At 72.2% G+C, this 21,262-nt stretch carries 17 protein-coding genes and 1 pseudogene; 8 read left to right on the top strand and 10 right to left on the bottom strand.

The features are described from left to right. Positions 1-10: 10 nt before the first annotated feature. Positions 11-778, top strand: coding sequence for an alpha/beta hydrolase (locus AB0G01_RS15355; protein WP_360945023.1), 768 nt, complete (start codon positions 11-13; stop codon positions 776-778). Positions 779-787: 9 nt separating this feature from the next. Here AB0G01_RS15355 and AB0G01_RS15350 read toward each other — a convergent pair whose 3' ends face one another. From AB0G01_RS15350 to mce, 3 genes are all read right to left on the bottom strand, one after another. After that, the gene (locus tag AB0G01_RS15350; protein ID WP_360945020.1) at positions 788-2,116 is read right to left on the bottom strand and encodes a chromosome segregation protein; all 1,329 of its coding nucleotides are present in this window, start codon (positions 2,114-2,116) and stop codon (positions 788-790) included. 68 nt (positions 2,117-2,184) lie between these two features. Then, a complete protein-coding gene (locus AB0G01_RS15345; protein WP_360945017.1) occupies positions 2,185-3,240 on the bottom strand; it encodes a zinc-binding dehydrogenase in 1,056 nt (351 codons plus the stop codon). A 194-nt stretch (positions 3,241-3,434) separates the two neighbouring features. Then, positions 3,435-3,881, bottom strand: a complete 447-nt coding sequence (gene mce / locus AB0G01_RS15340) for a methylmalonyl-CoA epimerase (protein ID WP_360945014.1) — start codon at positions 3,879-3,881, stop codon at positions 3,435-3,437. 124 nt (positions 3,882-4,005) lie between these two features. Between mce and AB0G01_RS15335 the strand changes: the two genes are divergently transcribed. Continuing rightward, positions 4,006-5,193: an acetyl-CoA C-acetyltransferase gene (locus AB0G01_RS15335; RefSeq protein WP_360945011.1), complete on the top strand. Its 1,188-nt coding sequence runs from the start codon at positions 4,006-4,008 to the stop codon at positions 5,191-5,193. A 4-nt stretch (positions 5,194-5,197) separates the two neighbouring features. Beyond that, positions 5,198-6,086: pseudogene (locus AB0G01_RS15330) on the top strand (methylmalonyl Co-A mutase-associated GTPase MeaB). Positions 6,087-6,121: 35 nt separating this feature from the next. Here AB0G01_RS15330 and AB0G01_RS15325 read toward each other — a convergent pair. After that, complete coding sequence (locus tag AB0G01_RS15325; RefSeq protein ID WP_360945008.1) at positions 6,122-7,021, bottom strand: arylamine N-acetyltransferase; 900 nt, start codon at positions 7,019-7,021, stop codon at positions 6,122-6,124. A gap of 111 nt (positions 7,022-7,132) precedes the next feature. Between AB0G01_RS15325 and AB0G01_RS15320 the strand changes: the two genes are divergently transcribed. The 3 genes from AB0G01_RS15320 to AB0G01_RS15310 all read left to right on the top strand — a co-directional run bounded on the left by AB0G01_RS15320 (position 7,133) and on the right by AB0G01_RS15310 (position 9,968). After that, entirely contained in the window at positions 7,133-7,531 is a 399-nt protein-coding gene (locus AB0G01_RS15320; protein ID WP_360945005.1) for a pyridoxamine 5'-phosphate oxidase family protein, read from the top strand. A gap of 208 nt (positions 7,532-7,739) precedes the next feature. Beyond that, on the top strand, positions 7,740-9,302 hold the full coding sequence (locus AB0G01_RS15315) for a GAF domain-containing protein (RefSeq protein WP_360945002.1): 1,563 nt from the start codon (positions 7,740-7,742) through the stop codon (positions 9,300-9,302). A 12-nt stretch (positions 9,303-9,314) separates the two neighbouring features. Next, on the top strand, positions 9,315-9,968 hold the full coding sequence (locus AB0G01_RS15310) for a response regulator transcription factor (protein WP_360944999.1): 654 nt from the start codon (positions 9,315-9,317) through the stop codon (positions 9,966-9,968). A 396-nt stretch (positions 9,969-10,364) separates the two neighbouring features. Here AB0G01_RS15310 and AB0G01_RS15305 read toward each other — a convergent pair whose 3' ends face one another. After that, positions 10,365-11,885, bottom strand: coding sequence for an alpha/beta hydrolase (locus AB0G01_RS15305; protein WP_360944997.1), 1,521 nt, complete (start codon positions 11,883-11,885; stop codon positions 10,365-10,367). A gap of 129 nt (positions 11,886-12,014) precedes the next feature. Here AB0G01_RS15305 and AB0G01_RS15300 point away from each other — a divergent pair, with 129 nt between their 5' ends. Beyond that, on the top strand, positions 12,015-13,019 hold the full coding sequence (locus tag AB0G01_RS15300; protein ID WP_360944994.1) for a hypothetical protein: 1,005 nt from the start codon (positions 12,015-12,017) through the stop codon (positions 13,017-13,019). A gap of 30 nt (positions 13,020-13,049) precedes the next feature. Here the strand turns inward: AB0G01_RS15300 and AB0G01_RS15295 are convergent, their stop codons facing one another. From AB0G01_RS15295 to AB0G01_RS15275, 5 genes are read right to left on the bottom strand one after another with little or no spacing between them, the layout of a single operon-like run. Beyond that, positions 13,050-14,018 carry an ABC transporter substrate-binding protein gene (locus AB0G01_RS15295; protein ID WP_360944991.1) on the bottom strand — a complete coding sequence of 323 codons (969 nt, stop codon included), beginning with the start codon at positions 14,016-14,018 and terminating at the stop codon, positions 13,050-13,052. Positions 14,019-14,037: 19 nt separating this feature from the next. Continuing rightward, entirely contained in the window at positions 14,038-15,042 is a 1,005-nt protein-coding gene (locus AB0G01_RS15290; protein WP_360944988.1) for an ABC transporter permease, read from the bottom strand. Next, complete coding sequence (locus tag AB0G01_RS15285; RefSeq protein WP_360944985.1) at positions 15,039-15,800, bottom strand: ATP-binding cassette domain-containing protein; 762 nt, start codon at positions 15,798-15,800, stop codon at positions 15,039-15,041. The genes AB0G01_RS15290 and AB0G01_RS15285 overlap by 4 nt, the downstream gene beginning before the upstream one ends. 1 nt (position 15,801) lies before the next feature. Next, a complete protein-coding gene (locus tag AB0G01_RS15280; RefSeq protein WP_360944982.1) occupies positions 15,802-16,806 on the bottom strand; it encodes a mannose-6-phosphate isomerase in 1,005 nt (334 codons plus the stop codon). Further along, a complete protein-coding gene (locus AB0G01_RS15275) occupies positions 16,803-17,786 on the bottom strand; it encodes a LacI family DNA-binding transcriptional regulator (protein ID WP_360945295.1) in 984 nt (327 codons plus the stop codon). Before AB0G01_RS15275 ends, AB0G01_RS15280 begins: the two co-directional genes overlap by 4 nt. Before the next feature lie 209 nt (positions 17,787-17,995). Here AB0G01_RS15275 and AB0G01_RS15270 point away from each other — a divergent pair, with 209 nt between their 5' ends. Further along, on the top strand, positions 17,996-21,205 hold the full coding sequence (locus AB0G01_RS15270) for a GH92 family glycosyl hydrolase (RefSeq protein WP_360944979.1): 3,210 nt from the start codon (positions 17,996-17,998) through the stop codon (positions 21,203-21,205). Positions 21,206-21,262: the final 57 nt, after the last annotated feature.

Raw genomic sequence — 21,262 nt, 5'->3', positions numbered from 1 at the left:
AATTTCGCCCGTGAAGACGTCTCCGATGGTGTTGTTGCACGCGTTCCCGTTCGACGGCCGGATGTGGGACGGGGTGCGGGCCGCCCTCGACCCGATCACGCCCGACCTGCGCGGACTCGACCGGGAACCGGACCTCGGCGCGTTCGCCGACGACGTGCTGCGCGACCTGGACCGGCGAGGTCTGGGCCGGGTCGTGCTCGGCGGGTGTTCCATGGGCGGTTACGTCGCGATGGCGCTGCTGCGGCGCGCACCGGAACGGGTCGCCGGGCTGGTGCTGGCCGACACCCGCTACACGGCGGACGGCGACCAGGCGCGCGCCGGGCGGCTGGCGATGGCCGACCGGGTGGTCGCCGGGGATGTCGCCCGAGATGCGGCCGGGGGCGGCGCGGAGGACGTTGCCGGGGGTGCCGCGAAGGGGGTCGCGTGGCTGCCGGACAGCCTGGTGCCGGGGCTGCTCGGACCGTCGCCGGCGGCCGGGGTGGTCGAGCGGGTGCGGGAGCTGGTGCTCGCGCAGCCGGCCGCCGAGGTGGCGTGGGCGCAGCGCGCGATGGCCGCGCGACCCGACTCGCGGGACGTGCTGGCGGCGCTCGACGTGCCGGCGCTGGTGCTGGTCGGGTCCGAGGACGCGCTGACCCCGCCGACCGCCGCCCGCGAGCTGGCCGACGTGCTGCGCGCCGAGTACGCGGAGCTGCCGGGCGTCGGGCACCTGACGCCGATCGAGGCACCGCAAGCGTTTGCGGCTGCGGTCCTCGACTGGCGGGCGCGGGTCGGCGTCTGACCGGGTCGGTCAGCGCTTGCCGGAACGGGCCTTGGTCGGGGCCGGTCGGCTGATCTTCTGCGTCGGGCCGTCGGGCCCGCTCTGCGGCTTGGCGTCCGGCGCGGGCTTGGGGCTCACGGCCTGCGGGGCGGGCTGGGCGTGCGCGGGCTGGGGCTGCACGGGTGCCGGCTGGGCCGGTGCCGGCTGGGCGGGTGCGGACTGGGCCGCTGCCGGCTGGGGCGCGGCGTGCTGAGGTGCGGCGTGTTGGGGTGCGGCGTGCTGGGGTTCGGCGTGTTGGGGTGCGGCGGGGTCGACCGGCGTCGCACCCTGGGCCGGGTTCGGGCGCGCGGCCTGCGGGCGCTCCTCCTCCAGCGGGTCGAGCAGCGGGGTGACCTCGTGCAGCGCGGCGCGGACGGCGTGGAGCTGCTGGGACAGGCGGTTGCGCAACTGCTTGAGCGCGTCGACCTTCTGCGTGGCCTGGGTGACGCGGCGGTTGGACTCCTCGGAGGCCTCGCGGACGCGGCGGTTCGCCTCGTCGGTGGCCTCCTGGACGCGGGCGGTCGCCTCGCTGATCGAGTCGTGCCGGCGGCGGTTGGCCTCCTCGGTCGCCTCGCGGACCAGGCGCTGCGCCTCGGCGTTCGACGCGGCCTGCTCCTGGGCCACCTGGGCGCGCACCCGGGCGGCCTCCTCGGCGGCCTCGCGGACGCGGCGGTCGGCTTCGCCCTTGCTGGACGCCTCCTGCTCGGCGAGCATCTTCATCGACTCGACCCGCCGGGCCGCCATCGCGATCTCGAAGTCCTCCTCGACCGTGGTCCGGCGCTCGAGGGAGTCCTCGTCGAGCTTCGCCGCGGTTGCCCGCGCCTCGCCGACGATGCGCTCCGCCTCGGCGCGGGCCGTCTCCAGCACGTTCCGGTGCTCGGCCTCCATGGCGGTGCGCCGCTGGTCGAGCTCGGCGATCAGGTGCTCGTACCGGGTGCGCAGCGCGGCGGCGTCGGACTCGGACTTCGCCCGGATGTGGCCGCCCTCGGCCTCGGCGCGGGCCTTGATCTCGTTGGCCTCGTCCTGGGCCAGCCGCAGCATCCGCTGCAACCGCTCGCTCAGGCCCTCCAGCGTGGTGGGCGGCAGGGACAGCCGCTCCACCTGCCCGCGCAGCTCGGCGATCTCCGACCGGGCCGCCTCCAACTGGCGGCTCAGGTCGTTGGTCTGCGACACCGCCGCGTCGCGGTCCGCCGCGAGCAGCCGGAGGTCCGAGTCGAGGCGCTCCAGGTGGTCCTCGACCTGCGCGCGGTCGTAGCCGCGTTTGACGATGTCGAAGCCGGATCCCAGGGGGACGAGGTCACGGTCGTCGGCGAGGCCCATGGGGGTCACGCTACCCGTTCCGGTGGTGCGGGGGGCACCCCGCCACCCGCACCACCAGACGTTTTGCTTTACACGCCGCGGAAACGGTTGATTTCGGTCAGGTGGGCCGAGCGCAGTTCGTGATCGAAGACACCCGGGCCCTCCTCGGGCGCGAGGCACAGCACGCCGACCTTGCCCTGGTGCGCGTTGCGGTGCACGTCGTGCGCGGCCTGCCCGGTGTCCTCCAACGAGTACACCTTGGACAGTGTGGGGTGGATCTTCCCCTTGGCGACCAACCTGTTGGCCTCCCGCGCCTCGCGGTAGTTCGCGAGGTGCGAGCCGATGATCCGCTTGAGGTTCACCCACAGGTAGCGGTTGTCGTACTGGTGCGGGAACCCGCTGGTGGACGCGCAGGTGACGATCGTGCCACCGCGCCCGGCCACGAACACCGACGCGCCGAACGTCTCCCGGCCGGGGTGCTCGAACACGATGTCGGGGCCGCCGCCGGTCGGCTCGCGGATCTTCGCGCCGAGGCGCTTCCACTCCTGCGGGTCCTGCTCGTGCTCGTCCTTCCAGATCAGCACCGTGTCGCCCTGCTTCCCGTTCGCGCCGTTGGTCGACACGAGCCGGCGGTAGGCGGTGGAGTTCACCAGACCGGGTGACGCCGCCTCCTCCCACGTGAGGTGCTCCGGCATCGGCATGAGCTGGTTGGCCCTGACCAGGGCCACCTCGGCGAGGCCGCCGAAGTCGGTCTCGAAGCCCCAGATCCGCCGCTCCGGGTCGAGCACGGTGTCACCGTGCCCGTCCGGGTGCTCCAGTCGCACGTCGAGGCAGTGCGCGACGACCCGGTCACCGGGCCGCCACGCGTTGACGCCCGGCCCGGTGCGCAGCACGACGCCGGCCAGGTCGGAGCCGACCACGTGGTGGGGCAGGTCGTGCTTGGCGGACTCCGGCGAGCTCCGGCCCAGCCGCTTGAGGAACCCGAACGTGGACACCGGCTCGAAGATCGAGGTCCGCACGGTGTTGTAGTCGATCGCCGAGGCCATCACCGCGACCAGCGCCTCACCGGGGCCGAGTTCGGGCGTGGGCACCTCGTCCAGGTACAGGGACCTGCGCGGGATGGTCGGCGTCGGACGCCGGTCCACGCGGGTGGCCGGAGGTTACCCACGGGTAACCGATTCGGTGTCCCGGGCTGTGAGCCAGGGCACTCGACGGCCCGGGAGCGGATTTCGCGCGCGGTCGAGGAGGTGTCGCCGGATCGGGCTTCGAGGTCACGCCAACCGCGCCGGGGATGCCGGCGGTCGGCCTTTCGTGGTGGCGGCGCTGCGGTGACGTGGGCTCAGTGGCCGGCTGCGGGCTCGACCAGCTCGACCAGGACGCCACCGGCGTCCTTCGGGTGCACGAAGTTCACCCGGCTGCCGGACGTGCCGCGCTTGGCCTCCGCGTACAGCAGCCGCAGGCCCCCGGCCCGCAGCGCCACCGCTGCGGCGTCCACATCGGACACCCGGTAGGCCAGTTGCTGGAGGCCCGGCCCGGACCGGCCGATGAACTTCGCGATGGTCGACTCGGGTGTCAGCGGGGCCAGCAGTTGGACGGCCGTGCCGGTGCCGTCGTCGCCGGGGGCGCGCAACATCGCCTCGCGGACGCCCTGCTCCTCGTTGACCTCCTCGTGCACGACCGCCAGGCCGAAGTTCTCGCGGTGGAACGCGATCGCGGCGTCGAGGTCGGGCACGGCGATGCCCACGTGGTCGATGGCGGTCACCAGGCCGCGCAGTTCCGGCTGCATGGCAGGCACAGTAACGGCGGAATCGGTGCAGCGAGCGCTGTGCGCCGCCTCACACGGCTACCCCTGAGTAGCGCTGGGTATCGTGACTGGTTAACAACCGCTTACCAGGCTCGTGGAGGCCGATGTGTCCGGTTCCGTCATCGTCGCCGGGGCGCGCACCCCGATGGGGCGACTGCTCGGATCGTTGAAGGACTTCTCCGGCGCGCAGCTCGGCGGCGTCGCGATCAGGGCCGCGCTGGAGCGGGCCGGTGTCGCGCCCGAGCAGGTCCAGTACGTGATCATGGGCCAGGTGCTCACCGCCGGCGCGGGCCAGATCCCGGCCCGGCAGGCCGCCGTCGAGGGCGGCATCCCGATGACCGTGCCGGCGCTGACCGTCAACAAGGTGTGCCTGTCCGGCATCGACGCCATCGCGTTGGCCGACCAGCTCATCCGCGCCGGTGAGTTCGACGTCGTGGTGGCGGGCGGCCAGGAGTCCATGACCCAGGCCCCGCACCTGCTGCCCAAGTCGCGCGGCGGCTACAAGTTCGGCGACGTCACCCTCCAGGACCACATGTCCCTGGACGGGCTCTTCTGCGCGTTCGACCAGGTCGCGATGGGCGTGTCCACCGAGAAGCACAACGCCCGCTACGACCTGACCCGCGAGGAGCAGGACGCGTTCGCCGCCCGCTCGCACCAGCGGGCCGCCAAGGCGGTCGAGAACGGCGTGTTCGCCGAGGAGATCGCGCCGGTCTCCATCCCGCAGCGCAAGGGCGACCCGGTGGTGGTCAGCGCGGACGAGGGCGTGCGCGCCGACACCACGGTGGAGACGCTCGCCAGGCTGCGCCCCGCGTTCGCCCCCGACGGCACCATCACCGCGGGTTCGGCGTCGCAGATCTCCGACGGCGCGGCGGCCGTGGTCGTGATGAGCAAGGCCAAGGCCGAGGAGCTGGGCCTGACCTGGCTGGCCGAGATCGGCGCGCACGGCGTCGTCGCCGGTCCGGACGCCGGTCTGCACGAGCAGCCGGCGAACGCGATCAAGGCCGCCTGCGCCAAGGAGGGCATCGACCCGGCCGACCTGGACCTGATCGAGATCAACGAGGCGTTCGCCGCGGTCGGCGTCGTCTCCGCGCGCGAGCTCGGCGTGGCCGAGGACAAGGTCAACGTCAACGGCGGTGCGATCGCGCTGGGTCACCCGATCGGCATGTCCGGTGCGCGGCTCACCCTGCACCTCGCCCTGGAGCTCAAGCGCCGTGGGGGCGGCGTGGGCGTGGCGGCGCTGTGCGGCGGCGGCGGCCAGGGCGATGCGCTGATCGTGCGCGTGCCCAAGGTCTAGCGGTGTGGTCCGCGCCGTCGACGTCGTAGAGCCGGTCGGCCGCGCGCGGGAAGGTCGACCGCGCGCGGTCGCCCGGCTGATCTCGCTGGTCGAGGACGCCAGTCCGCACCTGCGCGAGGTGGTGCGGGCGCTCGCCCCGTTCACCGGGAACGCCCGGGTGGTCGGGCTGACCGGAGCGCCCGGCGTCGGCAAGTCGACGTCGGCGCTGGTCACGGCGTACCGCGCGCGGCCAGCGGGTCGGCGTGCTGGCGGTGGACCCGACCTCGCCGTTCACCGGCGGTGCGCTGCTGGGCGACCGCGTGCGGATGGGCGAGCACGCGACCGACCCCGGCGTGTTCATCCGGTCCATGGCGACGCGCGGCCACCTCGGGGGGCTCTCGTGGGCCACGCCGCAGGCGCTGCGGGTGCTCGACGCGGCCGACACCACCGTGGTGCTGCTCGCGCCCGGCACGGGCGACGGCGTCCAGGCGGCCAAGGCCGGAATCCTGGAGATCGCCGACGTGTTCGTGGTGAACAAGGCCGACCGGGACGGCGCGGACGTCACCACTCGGGATCTCCAGCACATGATCTCGCTGGGCCGGCGGGAGCGGACCGACGTGCCGTGGCGGCCACCGGTGGTGAAGACCGTCGCGGCGCGCGGTGAGGGCACGTCCGACGTGCTGGACGCGATCGACGCGCACCGGGCGTGGCTGCACGAGCGCGGGGAGCCGGCCCGACGCCGGACGCGCCGGGCGGCGAGCGAGATCGAGGCCATCGCGCTGGAGCGGCTGCGGTCCCGGTTCGGGGACCTGCGCGGCGGCACGGCGGTGGACGTCCTGGCCGGTGGGGTCGTGGCGGGTGAGCTCGACCCCTGTGCCGCAGCCGACCGGTTGGTGGAGGGCGTGGGCGCGTGACCCGGCCCGGTGCACCGGGTGGCGCACCGGAGGATTCAGCGCGTGGGCGGCCCGGTCGGGGCGTTTCGGGCCGCGTGGGTGGCGCGGGCGTGGGTGGCGAGGTGGGCTTCGTGTTGGGCGTTCACCTTGCGCCACAAGGCTTCGGCGTCCGCCGGGGACAGGGTCAGGCCGAAGACGTCGGCCAGGGCCGCGAGCCAGTCGGTCCGCCGGTCCAGGACCGTCTTCTTGGTGATCTCCTCGGTGCGGGACAGGGTGAGCGCGCGCAGCGTGTCCCAGCCGTGCGCGTCGGTGCGCTGCGCGCTGAACGTCCTGACGAAGCCCGAACCGGGCGACGTCGACAGGTGGTGGTGGCGCTCCGCGAAGTCGGCCATCCGCGCGGGGGCCGGGTCGAAGTTCATGGCGTGCAGGCTGCCGCGCGGGTCGAGCGCCAACCGCCACCCGCCGGGGGCGATCGTGGACGGGGTGAGCGCGAAGGTGAACGGGCCCTGCCGGTAGCTGCCCGCGCGGAGCGGTAGCGGCGAGTGCAGGCCGTCGCCCAGACCGGCGTCCACCAACCAGATGTCGGTGGACCCGGGCAGGTCGCGGACCGTCAGCGCCAAGTGGTGGCGGTTGATCACCTCCGGCGATCGGGCGGTCGTCTGCACTCCGCCCAAGTGCCGCGTCACGTGGTACCCGAGCGCTCTGAGGACCAACCCGAACGCGCCGTTGAGGTGGAAGCAGTAACCGCCCCGGCCGTTCAGGATGCGCGCCAGGGAAGCACCCGCGTCGACTGCCGTCGGGCGGTTCAACTGGATCTCGATCGTCTCGTATGGCACCCGTTCCACGAACGCCCGGTGCAGACGGGTCAGCGCATCGACGCCGGGTGGCTCCGCACTGGTCAGGCCCAGTCTGCGGAGGAACGCGAGCAGGGTCGGGCGGGTCACCTGAGCGGTCACCGAAAAGTCCCCCATCCGAGTGGGAAGTCGAAGCCGGGACTTCCGACTCTAGGCAAGGACGATCACCGGGCCGCATCTTCTAGTCCGGCAACTGGGGCATGAAGAGGTGCGATGTACGACTCCGTTGGACTCCAGGTGCTCTCCCGCGAGGAGTGCCTGAGACTGCTCGGCACGATGGCCGTCGGGAGGCTCGTCTACACCGACCAGGCGCTGCCCGTCGTGCACCCCGTCGTGTACGTGGTCGACGGGGAGTCGGTGGTGCTGCGGGTGCCCGAGGGCAGCTCCACGCTGGTCGCGCGGGACACGATCGTGGCGTTCCAGATCGACGAGGTGGCGGCCGACCTGTCGCGGGGGTGGTCGGTGATGGCGGTCGGGCACGTCAGCGAGGTGGACGACGAGGCCGTGCTGGACCGGTTGCGCGAACTGCCGCTGGCGTCGCGCGGGATCGGTCGGCAGGACCGGTACCTGGTGGTGGCGCTGGAAGTCCTGTCCGGTCGCCGAATCGCGTGAGGGTTCCGGCGCGCGCCGGACTTCCGGGCGCGGTGCCGGGTGTGGGGCGGGCGGTGCTGGGTGTGGGGCGGGCGGTGCTGGGTGTGAGGTGGTGCGTGGCGCTGGGTTGAGGTGGTGCGCGGGTGCCGGGTCGGCGGCGGGCGGGTCCGTCGCGCCTGGTGGGCCGAGGGGATAATCTCGGGCCCTCCCTGCTGGAGGGGTGGGTTGGTTGCCTGGTTCCCCTGATCCGAACGCGCGCCTGGACGGGCTGCTGCGCGAGCTGACCGACCGGACCGCCGAAGTGCTCGTCTCGCAGGACCGGATGCACCGGCTGCTCGGCGCGGTCGTGTCGCTGGCGAGCGACCTGTCCCTCCCGGACGTGCTGCGCCGGATCGTGGAATCGTCGTGCAGCCTGGTCGGCGCGCGGTACGGGGCGCTGGCGGTGGTCGGGCCGAACCGGCAACTGCTGGAGTTCACCTACGGCGAGGAGTCCCGCCGCGCGGAGTCCCGGGGCACGGCGTTCGACCCGTCCGCGCCGGGGTTCCTGGGCGTCCCCGTGCACGTGCGCGGCGAGGTGTTCGGGAACCTGTACCTGACCGACAAGGACGGCGACGCCGACTTCACCCGCGCCGACCAGGAGGTCGTGGTCGCGGTCGCGGCGGCGGCGGGCATCGCGATCGAGAACGCCCGGCTGTACGAGCAGTCGAGGCAGCGCGAGGTGTGGTTGCGGGCCTCCAACGAGGTGACCAACGCACTGCTCACCGGGACGCCCGACCGCGACGCGCTGCGCCTGGTCGCGGTCCGCGCCCGGCTGGCGGCGGACGGGGTCAACGCGGTCGTCGCGCTGCCCGACGCGCAGGGCGTGCTGGCCGTCCGGGTGATGGACGGCGAGCTGCGCGGGTTCACCGTGTCGCGCGAGGGCAGCGCCAGCCGCGAGGTCTACGCGACGGGCAGGACGAAGGTGCTCGACGGGCTGCCCGGCCACTTCGACCGGATCGGGCCGGTGGTGATCGTCCCCCTGGCCGCCGGCGAGCGGGTCCTCGGCGTGCTGATGGTGGCGCGGGCGCGGGACCACCCCCCGTTCGACGCGTCGGACGTGGCGCTGGTGGAGTCCTTCGCCCGGCAGGCGGCGCTGATCCTGGAGTTCACCCGGGCGACCGGGGCGGGGCGGCGGCTGGCCGTGCTGGAGGACCGCGACCGGATCGCCCGCGACCTGCACGACCTGGTGGTGCAGCGGCTGTTCGGGCTGGGCCTGGGGCTGCAGGGGTTGAACGGCCTGGTCGAGCAGCCGCTGGTGGTCGAGCGGCTGGCGAACTTCGTGACCGAGGTCGACCAGACGATCCGGGAGATCCGGCGGACCATCTTCTCCTTGCAGGAACCGCTCGCCGGGTCGGCGTCGCTGCGGGTCCAGTTGATGCGGGTGGTGCAGGACTCCAGTCGGCTGCTCGGGTTCGAGCCGGCGCTGGCCGCCGAAGGGCCGATCGACTCGCTGGTGCCCGACCACGTGCGGCCGGACCTGCTGGCGACGTTGCGCGAGGCGTTGGCCAACGCGGCCCGGCACGCGTCGGCGCGGAAGGTCGACGTGCGGGTGGAGGTGGACCGGGGGGCCACCGAACTGCGGCTCGTGGTGGTGGACGACGGGGACGGGCTGCCCACCGGGCGGGCCCGGCACACCGGGGGACTGGTCAACATGACCGCGCGGGCGGCCCGGTGGGACGGTAGCTGCGAAGTGCACTCGGAAGTGGGCAAGGGCGTGACGGTGACGTGGTCCGTGCCGTTGGTGTCGAGGTAGGGAGGGGGTTCCATGTCCATCTCGGTGCTGCTCGTCGACGATCACGAGATCGTGCGGCGCGGTCTTCAGCAATTGCTCGCGGTGGAGTCGGACATCGAGGTCGTGGGGGAGGCGGAAAGCGCTGCGGCGGCGGTCTCGGCCGCCGCGCTGCTCCGACCCGACGTGGCGGTGATCGACGTCCGGCTGCCCGACGGGGACGGGGTGACCGTGTGCCGGGAGATCCGGTCCAGCGTGCAACCGCCGCCGGCCTGCCTGATGCTGACCTCGTACTCGGACGACGAGGCGCTGTTCGGCGCGATCATGGCCGGGGCCGCCGGGTACATGCTGAAGCAGGTGTCCGGCAATGATCTCGTTTCGGCGATCCGGACGCTGGCGGCGGGTGGGTCGCTGTTGCACGCGGACGTCACGGCGACGGTGTTGCAGCGCTTGCGCGGCGGGCCGGTGGAAGATCCGCGCTATGCGGCGTTGAGCCCCCAGGAGCGGCGAATCCTGGACCTGATCGCGGAGGGGTTGACCAATCGCCAGATCGCGTCCCGGCTGTACCTGGCGGAGAAGACGGTGAAGAACTACGTGTCGTCGTTGTTGCACAAGCTGGGGTTCGATCGCCGCACGGAGGCTGGGGTGTACGCGGCTCGACGACGGCAGTCGGGCGCTACCGGCATCTGATTCGCGCGGGGCGCGGGGGATGGGGCGCGGGGGTGGTGCGCGGAGGCCACGGTCGTTGGTGTGGAGTTTTTGTTTTGGATGGGTTGAGAAAAGATAAAAGCAACGCTCGCCGCTGGGCGGACCGCCGGGGGAGGAAAGCGGCTCGTGTTCTCCCCGTACAGCCCGGTCAAAGACAACCACGCTTTTCCCGGGTGTGCAAGCGAAAAGAGTGCTTGCACACCCGGGAAAAGCGTGGTTCGCCGCGCGCGGGCCATACGGGGAGAACGCTCGGGCGAGGGTCTTTTGTGTTCGGGTGGGTCGGGGTTTTGCGTTTGGTGGGGTGGGTTGTTTTTGTGGTTTGTGGTGGGCCCGCAGGGTTGCTGCGGGCCCTTTGCTGTTCGAGGTTCGTGTGGGTGGTCAGAGCCAGTTGTGGGTGGTCAGGGCCGGGGCGGTGGTGAGGGTGGGTTTGGTCGGGTCCGGGAGTGGTGTGCCGGGGCAGGTCACGTCCTTCGCCGGGACCTCGCCGTCCACGAGGAAGGACTCCACGATGTCGTCCACGCACGGGTTGCCGAAGCCGTAGATGCCGTGGTCGCCCTCGTCCGTCACGGTGAGCAGGCGGGAACCGGCGAACTTCTCGTGGGCTCGTCGTGCGCCCTCGACCGGGGTCGCCGGGTCTCGGACCGACTGCACCATCAGGATCGGCGGGACGCCCTTGCCGGTCGGCGTCTTCAGGTCCAGGGACGGGCGGTCCCAGAACGCGCACGGGGCGAGCAACTGGTAGTAGCCGATCAGCGGGTACCGCTCGCCGAGGCGCTCCGCTTCCCGCGCCAGGTACTCGCGACCCCCCTTGAACTTCGTGTCGTTGCAGGCGATGCCGTACAGCGTGGCGTTCGCCGCATCCGGGTAGCGGACGTCCGCCGCCGGTGCTGTCCGGGTCGTGGGGGCTTGGCTCAACTCCGCGAACGCCTTCGCCGCGTCCGGGAAGTTCTGCTTGCTGTACTGCGCCCGCACGAGGAGCAGGTCCAGCGTGACGCCGCTGACGATGGTGCCGTCCGGGAGCTGGACCGGGTTCCGCGCCAGCTCCGCCCTGGTCTCCTCGTACTTCCGGCGCACCTGCTCGGGCGTCGTGCCCAGGTGGTAGAGGCTGTCGTACTTCGCCACCCACGGCAGGAAGTCGACCCTGAAGCGGCGTTCGAAGCCCCGGCCGAACTCGTCGAAGACGTCCTGGAACGTGGTCGTGAAGTCGGTGTTCGAGTCCAGCACGAACTTGTCCACGCGCTCGGGGAAGTAGGTCGCGTAGTACGCGCCCAGCCACGTGCCGCCGGAGTAGCCGATCCAGTTGACCTTGTCGCGGCCCAGCAGCCGGCGCAGCAGGTCGAGGTCCTTGACCGTCTGCTCGGTGTTGAGCACCCTGCCGAGCTCGCCCGAGTTCCGCCGGCAGGTGTCCGCCTGGAGCTCGGCCGCGTCGTAGATCAGCTCGACGTTCCGCCGGCTCCGGTCCCGGGGGTCGGCCACCGCCAGGAAGTCGAAGTTCGCACAGGTGACGTTGGTGCTGGCACCGGTCCCGCGCGGGTCGACGCCGATGATCTCGAAGTTGTCCGCCAACTTCGCGCGGCTCTCGTAGACCAGCGGCAGGAGGCGGCCGGGAGCGCCGGGACCGCCGGGGTTGGTCAGCACGCTGCCCCTGGCCCGGCCCGACTGGGGCTTGAGGCGGCTGACCGCGATGGTGATGGTCTTGCCGTTGCCGGGACTGCGCCAGTCCTGCGGCGTCCTGTACGTCCCGCACTCCAGGGTCGGGGCGGGGAGGTCGGTGCACGGGGCCCAGGTGATGCTCTGGGCGTGCCACGGGGTGGACCGGTCCTGCTCCTGTGCCTGTGCCACGGCCGGCAGCGTCGCCACCAGGGCGGCGGCGGACATGGCCAATACCGCTTTGCGCATGGATTCCCCCTCCAGTCGTGCCTCCACCTCATCGGTGTGGTGGGGTGGACGACAACCGCGGAAAGGCTCGCGTTCGGGTCTACGAAAGAACTAGGCCAGTCGCCACTCGGGGAAAGTAAGGTCGGGTACGTGGGGATTTTCCGGAGGAAGCGGCCCGCTGCGGTCGCCCGTGAGGTGGTGCGGGACCACACCTACGACGACGCGATCCTGGACATCGCGGCCGAGGAGATGGACGCCGGGCACCTGCGGGCGGCCACCACCGTGTTGGCCGAGTGCCGGGACGAGCCCGAGTTGCGGGCCTTGCGGGTCGAGGTGCTGGGCGAGCACGCCATCGGGCACGCGGATGAGCTGCTCGAACTCGCCAAGGCCAACACCGACCCGGACCTGTGGCTGCTCGCGGGTACGGCGTTCATCCGGGAGGCCTGGGCGATCCGGGGGTCCGGGCGCGCGGACGACGTCGGCAAGGACCGGTTCAAGGTGTTCTTCGGCACGCTGCGCAAGGCCGTCGGGCCGTTGCACGAGGCCGCCAAGCTGCTGCCCCGCGACGCGGTGCCGTGGGCGCAGCTCCAGACGGCCGGGCTGGGTCTCCAGGTGGACCGCGACCAGAAGGACGAGGTGTGGCGGGAGATCGTGGCCCGGTGCACCTCGTTGTACCCGGCGCACTGGACCCGGCTCCAGATCCTGGCTTCGAAGTGGGGCGGCTCCGCCGAGGAGATGATGGCGTTCGCGCACGGCAGCGTGGACGCCTCGTCGCCGGGCGACCCGGTGGTGGCGATGCTGCCCCTCGCGCACTTCGAGATCTTCCTGGAGCAGTTCGAGGAGGCGGTGCAGGCGCGGAGCGCGCTGAAGATCGCGGGCCTGAAGATGCGCTACTTCAGCCGGGTGCGCGAGGAGATCGCGCAGGCGGCGGACCGGTGGGACGCGTCGCCGGTGCGGGCGCACCCGCGCGCGTTGCAGGCGCACAACCTGTTCGCGGCGGCGTTCGCGCTGGCCGACGACGCGCCGCGCGCCCGCCGTCACCTGCTCGGGATGCGCGACCACGTGCACGACGTGCCGTGGGCCTACGTGGCGTACCTGGCCGACGACCTGGAGAAGGAGTACTCGGAGTTGGCCAACAAGTACCTGGACGCCTGAGCCGGGTTCGGGCCGGCTCAGGCGTCGGCGTCAGCACTCCTGCTTGTAGAAGTACTTCTCGTTGGCGTCCATGTCGGCCTTGGTGAGCGCGAGCAGGGTCGTGCCGATGTCGCGCTTCACGGTGCGGCCTTCGAGGGCCGCGACCGCCTGCTCGACGCCGATCCTGCCGATGGCGGCCGGGTCCTGGGCGATCAGCGCCTGCACCACCCCGCCGCGCAGGTCCTCCACCTGCTTGGGGCTGGCGTCGAAGCCGATCAGGTTGACCGCGCCGGTCTTGCCCGCGTTGCGCAGGCCGGTGGCCGCGCCCTCGCCGGTGTTGAGGTTGGTGGCGAACACGCCGATCAGGTCGGGGTTCGCGGCCAGGGTGGCGGTGACCTTGGACGCGGCCTGGTCCGGCTCGTTGTCGGTGTACTGCTGGCCGATGTACTTGAGGTTCGGGAACTTCTTGACCTCGTCCTCGAAACCCCGGGCGCGGGTGTCCGTGGTCGAGGTGCCGGCCTTGGTGTTGAGGACGAGGACGGAGCCGGATTTGTCCTGGGCGAGCGTGGCGAGGGTCTGCGCGGCGAGCCGGCCGCCCTGCTCGTTGTCGGAGGAGACGGTGGAGACCGCGATCGAGGTGTCTTCGAGCTTGGTGTCGACCTCGACGACCTTGATGCCCGCGTCCTTGAGCTGCTTCACCGGGCCCGCCATGGCCTTATCGTCGGTCGGGGCGATCAGGACCGCGCCGGGCTTGTTGGCCAGGACACCGGTCACGATGGGGGTTTGCAGGGTGGAGTCGAACTTCGCGGGCGCTTGGACGTCCACCTGGTAGCCCAGGGCCGTGGCCGCCTCGCGGAAGCCGCACTCCATGGAGATGTAGAACGGTTCGGCGGCGACGCCGGGGATCAGCACCACCTTCTTGCTGTCGCCGGAACCACCGGTGTCGCCGATCTGGCCCCCGCCACCGCACGCGGTCAGCAGCAGGGCCGCGCCGAGCAGGGCAACTGTCCTCGTTGACATGGTCTCCCGCACCTTTCGCCTAGCGTCGATTGCGCGCCCGTCGTCGCGACTGGTCGAACCACACGGCCGCCACCAGGACGATGGCCACCGCGATCGGCTGCCAGTACACGTTCACGCCGATGATCACGAAACCCTTGCGCAGCACGGCCGGGATGAACACGCCGAGCACCGTGCCGACGATCGAACCCGCGCCGCCGAAGAGGCTGGTGCCGCCGAGCACCACGCCCGCGATGGCGTTCAGGTTGTCCGTGTCGTGCCCGGTGACGGACGCGACCCGGAAGTACGCCAGCGCCATGAAGCCCGCCAACCCCGCCAGGGTCCCGGCCAGCAGGTAGACCTTGACGAGGTGGCGGGTGACGCCGATGCCGACCAGGCGGGCGGCCTCCTCGTTCGAGCCGATGGCGTAGGTGTGGCGGCCGAACGCGGTCGTGGACAGCACGAGCGCGCCGATCGCGGTCACCACGGCGGCGAGGACGACCAGGTTCGGCACGCCGAACCAGGTGCCGGTGCCCAGGTTGTCGCTCAGCACGTCCGGCACGCCGCTCACGTTCGAGCCGTTGGACAGGAGCTGCCCCGCGCCCAGGGCCGCGCCGAACGAGCCCAGCGTCACGATGAGGGGCGGGATGCCGGCCCTGGCCACCAGGAAGCCGTTGAGCAGTCCCCAGGCCGCGCCGCTGACGAGCGCCGTGACCAGCCCCACCAGGACGGTTCCCCAGCCGGCGGTGGTGGCGTCGCCGCCGTTGAGTGCGTTCATGGTGATCATCGACGTGACCCCGGAGAACACCAGCACCGAGCCGACCGAGAGGTCGATGCCGGCGGTGATGATCACGAACGTCATGCCGACCGACAGCACCAGGAGCACCGACGTCTCGACCAGGGTGGTCTGGAGGGTGAACGTGGTCAGCACGGCGTCCGGGCGGATCGCGCCGAACACCGCGATGAGCGCCAGGAGCACCAGCCCGATCCACAGGGTGTTCGCGCCGAACAGGCGCTGCCGGACGGTCCGCCCGGTCGGCTGGGTCATGCCTCCTCCTGCGAGAGCGCGCCGGTCATCGCGCCGACCAGCTCCTCCACGGTCGTCTCGGCGGCGGTGAACCGGGCCACCCGGCGGCCCAGGCGCAGCACCTCGACGCGGTCCGACACGGCGAGCACCTCGGGCATGTTGTGGCTGATCAGCACGACCGCCAACCCCCGGTCGCGGACCCGCTTCACGACCTCCAGCACCCGTTCCCGCTGCACCACGCCGAGGGCGGCGGTCGGTTCGTCCATGAACACGAGCCTGCCCGCCCAGACCACGCTGCGGGCGACGGCGACGCTCTGCCGCTGCCCACCGGACAGCGCGCCGATCGGCACGTCCACGCTCTGCAACGCCACCCCGAGCTCCTGGAAGGACTCCACCGCCCTGCGGCGCATCTCCTTCTTGTCCAGCACGCCCAACCGGCCCAGGAGACCGGGTCTGCGCAACTCCCGGCCCAGGTAGAGGTTCGCGGCCGGGTCGAGGTCCGGGGCGACCGCCAGGTCCTGGTAGACGGTCTCGATGCCCAGGCCGCGCGCGGCGGTGGGGGTGGGCAGGGTGATCGGCCGGCCGTCGAAGGCGATGGTGCCCCCGTCGGGCCGCTCCGCGCCGGACAGGCACTTCACCAGGGTCGACTTGCCCGCGCCGTTGTCCCCGATCAGGGACACCACCTCACCCGCGTACGCGCTGAACGAAGCCCCCCGCAGCGCCTCCACGCCGCCGTAGTGCTTCACCAGGTCGCGGGCTTCCAGCAGGGGTTCCGCCATGTCAGCTCCCGAGGCTCGACGGCAGGGGTGGGCGACACCGGAGGGCGACCAGGTCCCCGGTCAGCACGGCCTCGCCCGCCGCGTGCGGCACGACGACCGTGCTGCCCCTCCGCAGGGGGACCCCGCCCAGCGAGCCCTCGCCGGCCAGCACCACCAGCACGGCGAAGGACGGGTCGAGCGCCCGGTGCCCGGTGACGTGCAGGCGGTCCGCGCGGAAGAACGGGTCGGCCTTGGCGCGCAACAGGTTCACCGAGGGGGCGACGCGGGACGCGGTGTGCGTGAGCAGGTCTTCCACGTGCCGCATCCGGCGGTCCAGGCACGCCAGCGCGGTGTCCTGGCCGAGGCCCAGGTGCCAGGCGTCCCGGTCGTCGAGGAAACCCCGCCACTCCAGCGTGACGGAGAAGTCGGTGGGCTGCTGGAGCTCCACGATGAACACGCCCTCGCCGATGGCGTGGGGCACGCCGGCGGGCACGAACAGGGTGTCGCCCGCCTTGACCGACACCGGGTTCAACGCGTCGAGCAGCGCCTTCGAGTCCTGTGTGGACACCCACTCGGCGACCGCGCCCGCCGGGACGTCCTCGCGGAAACCCAGGTACGCCAGGGGGTCGGGGCCGGTCGTGCCGATCACGATCCACGCCTCGGTCTTGCCGTGCCGACCGGCCAGGTGCTCGGCCGCGAACGCGTCGGAGGGGTGGCAGTGCACGGGCAGCCGCTGCCCGGCGTCGAGGAGCTTGACCAGCAGCGCGGTGTCCGCGCCGAACTCGGCCACGTGCTCGGCTCCCAGCCACGCCACCGGGTCCGCCGCGACCGCGTCGCGCAGCCACCGGCCGTCCGGCAGCCGGGTCAGGCCCGCCTCGGCCTGGCCGAACAGGGTGGTGGTCGACGCCACCCAGTCCTCGGGTCCCCGGTCCGCGCCGGAGTCCCCGCGCAGCGCGGCGATCGCCGCCCCGCCCCGGTAGAACTGCTCCGGCTGGTTGGCCGGAAGCGCGATCGGCCGGCTGCTCATGCGCGAACCTCCCCTGATCCACGGGCCACCAACCGGACCGGCAGCACCACGCGGCGCGGCGGTGACGTGTCGCCGTCCAAGCGGGCGTACAGCAGGTCGGCCGCCGCCTTCCCCAGCGCGCTCGCGTCGTGCGCGATCACGCTCACCGGCGGCGAGAGCAGGTCCGCCAGCTCGAAGTCGTCGAAGCCGAGCAGCGCCGGTCGGGACGCCGACCCGGCCAGCGCGCGCAGCGCGTGCACGGTGATCCGGTTGTTGCCGGTGACCACGGCCGTCGCCGGGTCGGCCGCGTCCCGCAGGCGGCGCAGCGCCGCGCGGACCGAGTCCTGGTCGTGCGGGCCCATCACGACCAGCGACTCGGGGAACCCGAGGCCCGCCCGCGCGCACCCCTCGCGGAAGCCGCGCAGGCGTTCGTCGGCGGTGAAGATGTCCGGCGAGTCGCCGAGGAACGCGATCCTGCGGTGCCCGAACGACGCCAGGTGCAGCACCGCTTCCGCCGTGCCGCCGACGTTGTCCACCAGCACGGTGTCCGCGACGACGTCGCCCGCCGGCCGGTCCAGGAACACCACGGGCGTGCCCGCGCGCATCTCCGGCACCAGGTAGCCGTGCTGCACGCCGGCGGGCACGATCAGCAGGCCGTCGACCCGGCGGGAGCAGAACTCCAGCGCCAGTTCCCGCTCCCGCGCCGGGTCCTCGTCCGAGGAGCCGGTGATGACCTGCCGCCCGCGCGACCGGGAGACCTCCTCCACGGCCCGCGTCACGCCGGAGTAGAACGGGTTGCCCACGTCCTCCAGCACCAGGCCGACCGTGCCGGTGGACGAGCCGCGGCGCAGGTTGCGCGCGCTCAGGTTGCGCCGGAAGCCGAGCTGGTCGATCGCCGCGAGCACCCGTTCCGCGGTCGACGGGTGCACACCCGCCTCGTCGTTCACCACGCGCGAGACCGTCTTGATGCTCACGCCCGCCAGCCGCGCCACGTCGTTCATGGTGGCGCGCCGGAGTTTCCGGGCGGTGCCGTTCGCGGACAACGTTGTCATCGTCCGCGAATCACACACCCGGGCCCAGTCGATGTCAATGATGCGCGCTGTCCCGAACCGGACAACACCGGGACGCGGGCTTGACGCACCCCCGGCACGCTCCGCGATTATGCGACTACCCGAGGTTCGTGGACAGCGTTGTCAACCGAGGAGGGCTCGTGAGGACGGCACTGGCGACAGCGGCGGTGGTGGCGATCGCGTTGGTCCAACCGGTCGCGGCCCAAGCCCTACCGGACGATCTCGCGCGCTGGGTGAACCCGTTCGTCGGCACCCGACCGGGTGGTCCCGACCACGGCACCGGCGGCGGCGCGGGCAACAACTTCCCCGGTGCGGACGTGCCCTTCGGGATGGTGCAGTGGAGCCCCGACACGGTGACCCACCAGCACGGCGGCTACTCCTACGAGGACAACCGGATCAAGGGGTTCAGCCTCACCCATTTGTCCGGCGCGGGGTGCTCGACCTACCAGGACATCCCGATCATGCCGTTCGTCGGCGAGGTGACGACGTCGCCCGCCGCCGACCCGGGCCGGTACGTCTCGACGTTCTCGCACGCCGCGGAGTCCGCCACCCCGGGCTACTACGGGGTGACCCTGGACAGCGGCGCTGAGGTCGAGCTCAGCGTCACCCAGCGCACCGGCACCGGCCGGCTGACCTACCCCGGCGGCAGCACGTCCACGCTGCTGGTCAACACCTCGGGCTCCGTCGCGGGCACCGACGACGCCGAGGTCGCCATCGGTGCCGACACCATCAGCGGGTGGGCCACCAGCGGCCGGTTCTGCGGCGCGGACCACCGCTACCGGGTGTACTTCCACGCCCGGTTCGACCAGCCGTTCGAGTCGGTCGGCACCTGGAAGAACGGCGCGGTCACGCCCGGCAGGACCGCCGAGCGCGGTGGTTCGCCGCGCAGGGGCGACCTCGGCGACGCCCGCAAGACCCTCCCCGCGCAGGCCGGGGAACGCTCGGCGGGCGCGCTGGACACCACGGTCTCCGGGCCCGGCAGCGGAGGTTACGTCACGTTCGCCGACCCGGACGTGACCATGCGGGTCGGCCTGTCGTTCGTCTCGGTCGAGGGGGCGCAGAAGAACCTCGACGCGGAGAACGCCGGCAAGTCGTTCGACGCCGTCCACACCGCCGCCCGCAAGGCCTGGAACGACCGGTTGAACCAGGTCGCGGTCACCGGCGGCACGGACGCCCAGCGCACCACGTTCTACACCGCGCTGTACCACTCCCTGTTGCAGCCCAACGTCTTCTCCGACGTCGACGGCCGCTACCCCGGCTTCGACGGGCGCATCCACACCGCCGACCAGGGGCACGCGGTCTACACGAACTTCTCCGGCTGGGACGTCTACCGCTCGGAAGTGCAGCTCCTCTCGCTGCTGGCACCGGAGGAGACGGCCGACATGGTCCGCTCCATGGTGGCGTTCGCCGAGCAGGGCGGCTCGTGGGACCGCTGGACCGTCGCCAACGGCCACACCGGGGTCATGGTCGGCGACCCGTACCACGTGATGGTCTCCAGCGCGTACGCGTTCGGCGTCAAGGACTTCGACGCGTCGAAGGCGCTGCTGCTCATGCTGCGCGGCGCGACCCAGCCCACCCAGGGCTACGAGGAACGCCCGGGGCTGGCGGAGTACCAGGAACTCGGGTACGTCCCGGTCGGCGCGCGAGGCGTCTGGGGCGCGCCCGCCACCACCCTGGAGTACACCAGCGCCGACTTCGCCATCGCCGAGCTGGCCCGGCGGCTCGGCGACGGCGCGACCTGGCAGGCGTTCATGGCGCGGGCCCAGTACTGGCAGAACGTGTTCAACCCGGCCACCTCGTACACCCAGGCCCGCAACCGCGACGGCTCGTTCGTCGAGCCGTTCGACCCCGGCAGCCCGGACAACTGGGTCGAGGGCAACGCCGCGCAGTACACCTGGATGGTGCCTTACAACGCGCGCGGCCTGTTCACCGCGATGGGCGGCGACGCGAAGGTCCGCGACCGGCTCGACTTCTTCTTCGCCAAGCTCAACGCCGGTCCGGACGAGCCGCACGCGTTCCTCGGCAACGAACCGATCATGCACAGCCCGTGGCTCTACAACTGGGCGGGCGCGCCCGCCAAGACCCAGGCCGTGGTGCGCAAGGCGGTCGACGAGCTGTTCGGCCCCGGGCCCGACGGCCTGATGGGCAACGACGACCTGGGCCAGATGTCGTCGTGGTACGTGTGGGCCGCGCTCGGCGTGTACCCGGCCATCCCCGGTCGCGCCGAGCTCGCCGTCAACAGCCCGCTGTTCTCGAAGGTCACCATCACCCGCCCGAACGGCAGGCCGATCGTGATCGAGACGACCGGCGCGGGCAAGCACGTGGCGAACCTCAAGCTCAACGGCCGCGCGCAGACCCGCACGTGGTTGCCGGAGTCGTTGGTGGCCAACGGCGGCACGGTGGCGTTCGACCTGACCACCGAGCCGACCGCGTGGGGCACCGGACCGGCCGACGCGCCGCCGTCGTTCCGCGACGGCGAGGTCGGTCAGCAGTCGTACATCGCCCCCGGCCGCCTCGTCCTGCCCGCCGGCGGCACCGGGACGGTCACCATCGGTGCGCAGGACTTCTCCGGCAAGGGCGGCGAGGTCGCCTGGAACGCCCAGCCGCCCCAGGGCATCGCCGTCGTCCCGAGCCAGGGCGGGATCACCGCACCGCCGGGCGGCAAGGCCGGGCAGACCGTGGCGGTCTCCGTCGCCGCGGACGCCGCCGAGCGGACCCACCGCGTCCCCGTCTCCTTCTCGAACGGGCAGCGCAGCACGATTTCCGTGCTGGTGGCCGATCCGGGGAGCCTGCGGGCCGCGTTCAACAACGTCGGCACGTCACCGGACGACGACCAGGCCATCGGCAACTTCGACGGCGGGGGCTGGAGCTACTCCCGCAAGGCGCTGGGGGAGGAGGGGCTGACCCCCGGCGCGGAGGTCAGCCAGGACGGCATCACCTACACCTGGCCGACCTCGCCGGTCGGGGAGCCGGACAACGTCACCACCACCGGCCAGACCGTCACGCTCAACGCCACCGGCACGAGACTGGGCCTGCTCGGCAGCGGTGGCGGCGGCAAGGCGTCGGGCAAGCTCACCATCACCTACGCCGACGGCACGACCCAACTGGAGGACGTCGGCTTCTCCGACTGGGCGCTGGGCGGCAACGCGACCACGCCGCCGTCGTTCGACAACCGGGTCGTGGCCGTCACGCCGTACCGGAACAACTCCGGCGGCACCTCCCAGCAGCTCAAGGTGTTCGTCTTCGCCACCGCGCCGATCGCGGTGCGGGCGAAAGAGGTCCGGTCGGTGACGCTGCCCGCCTCGGTCACCGGCGGCACGTTCCACGTGTTCGCGGTCGGCCTCGCGTGACCAGGCGCGAATTCCGCCGTCCCGGCGGAATTCGCGCATTCATCCGAACGGTCGGGG

Origin of the sequence: Actinosynnema sp. NPDC023587 (assembly GCF_040640215.1) — a bacterium.
Lineage (GTDB): Bacteria > Actinomycetota > Actinomycetes > Mycobacteriales > Pseudonocardiaceae > Actinosynnema.
This window is presented reverse-complemented; position numbering and strand designations above follow the sequence as displayed.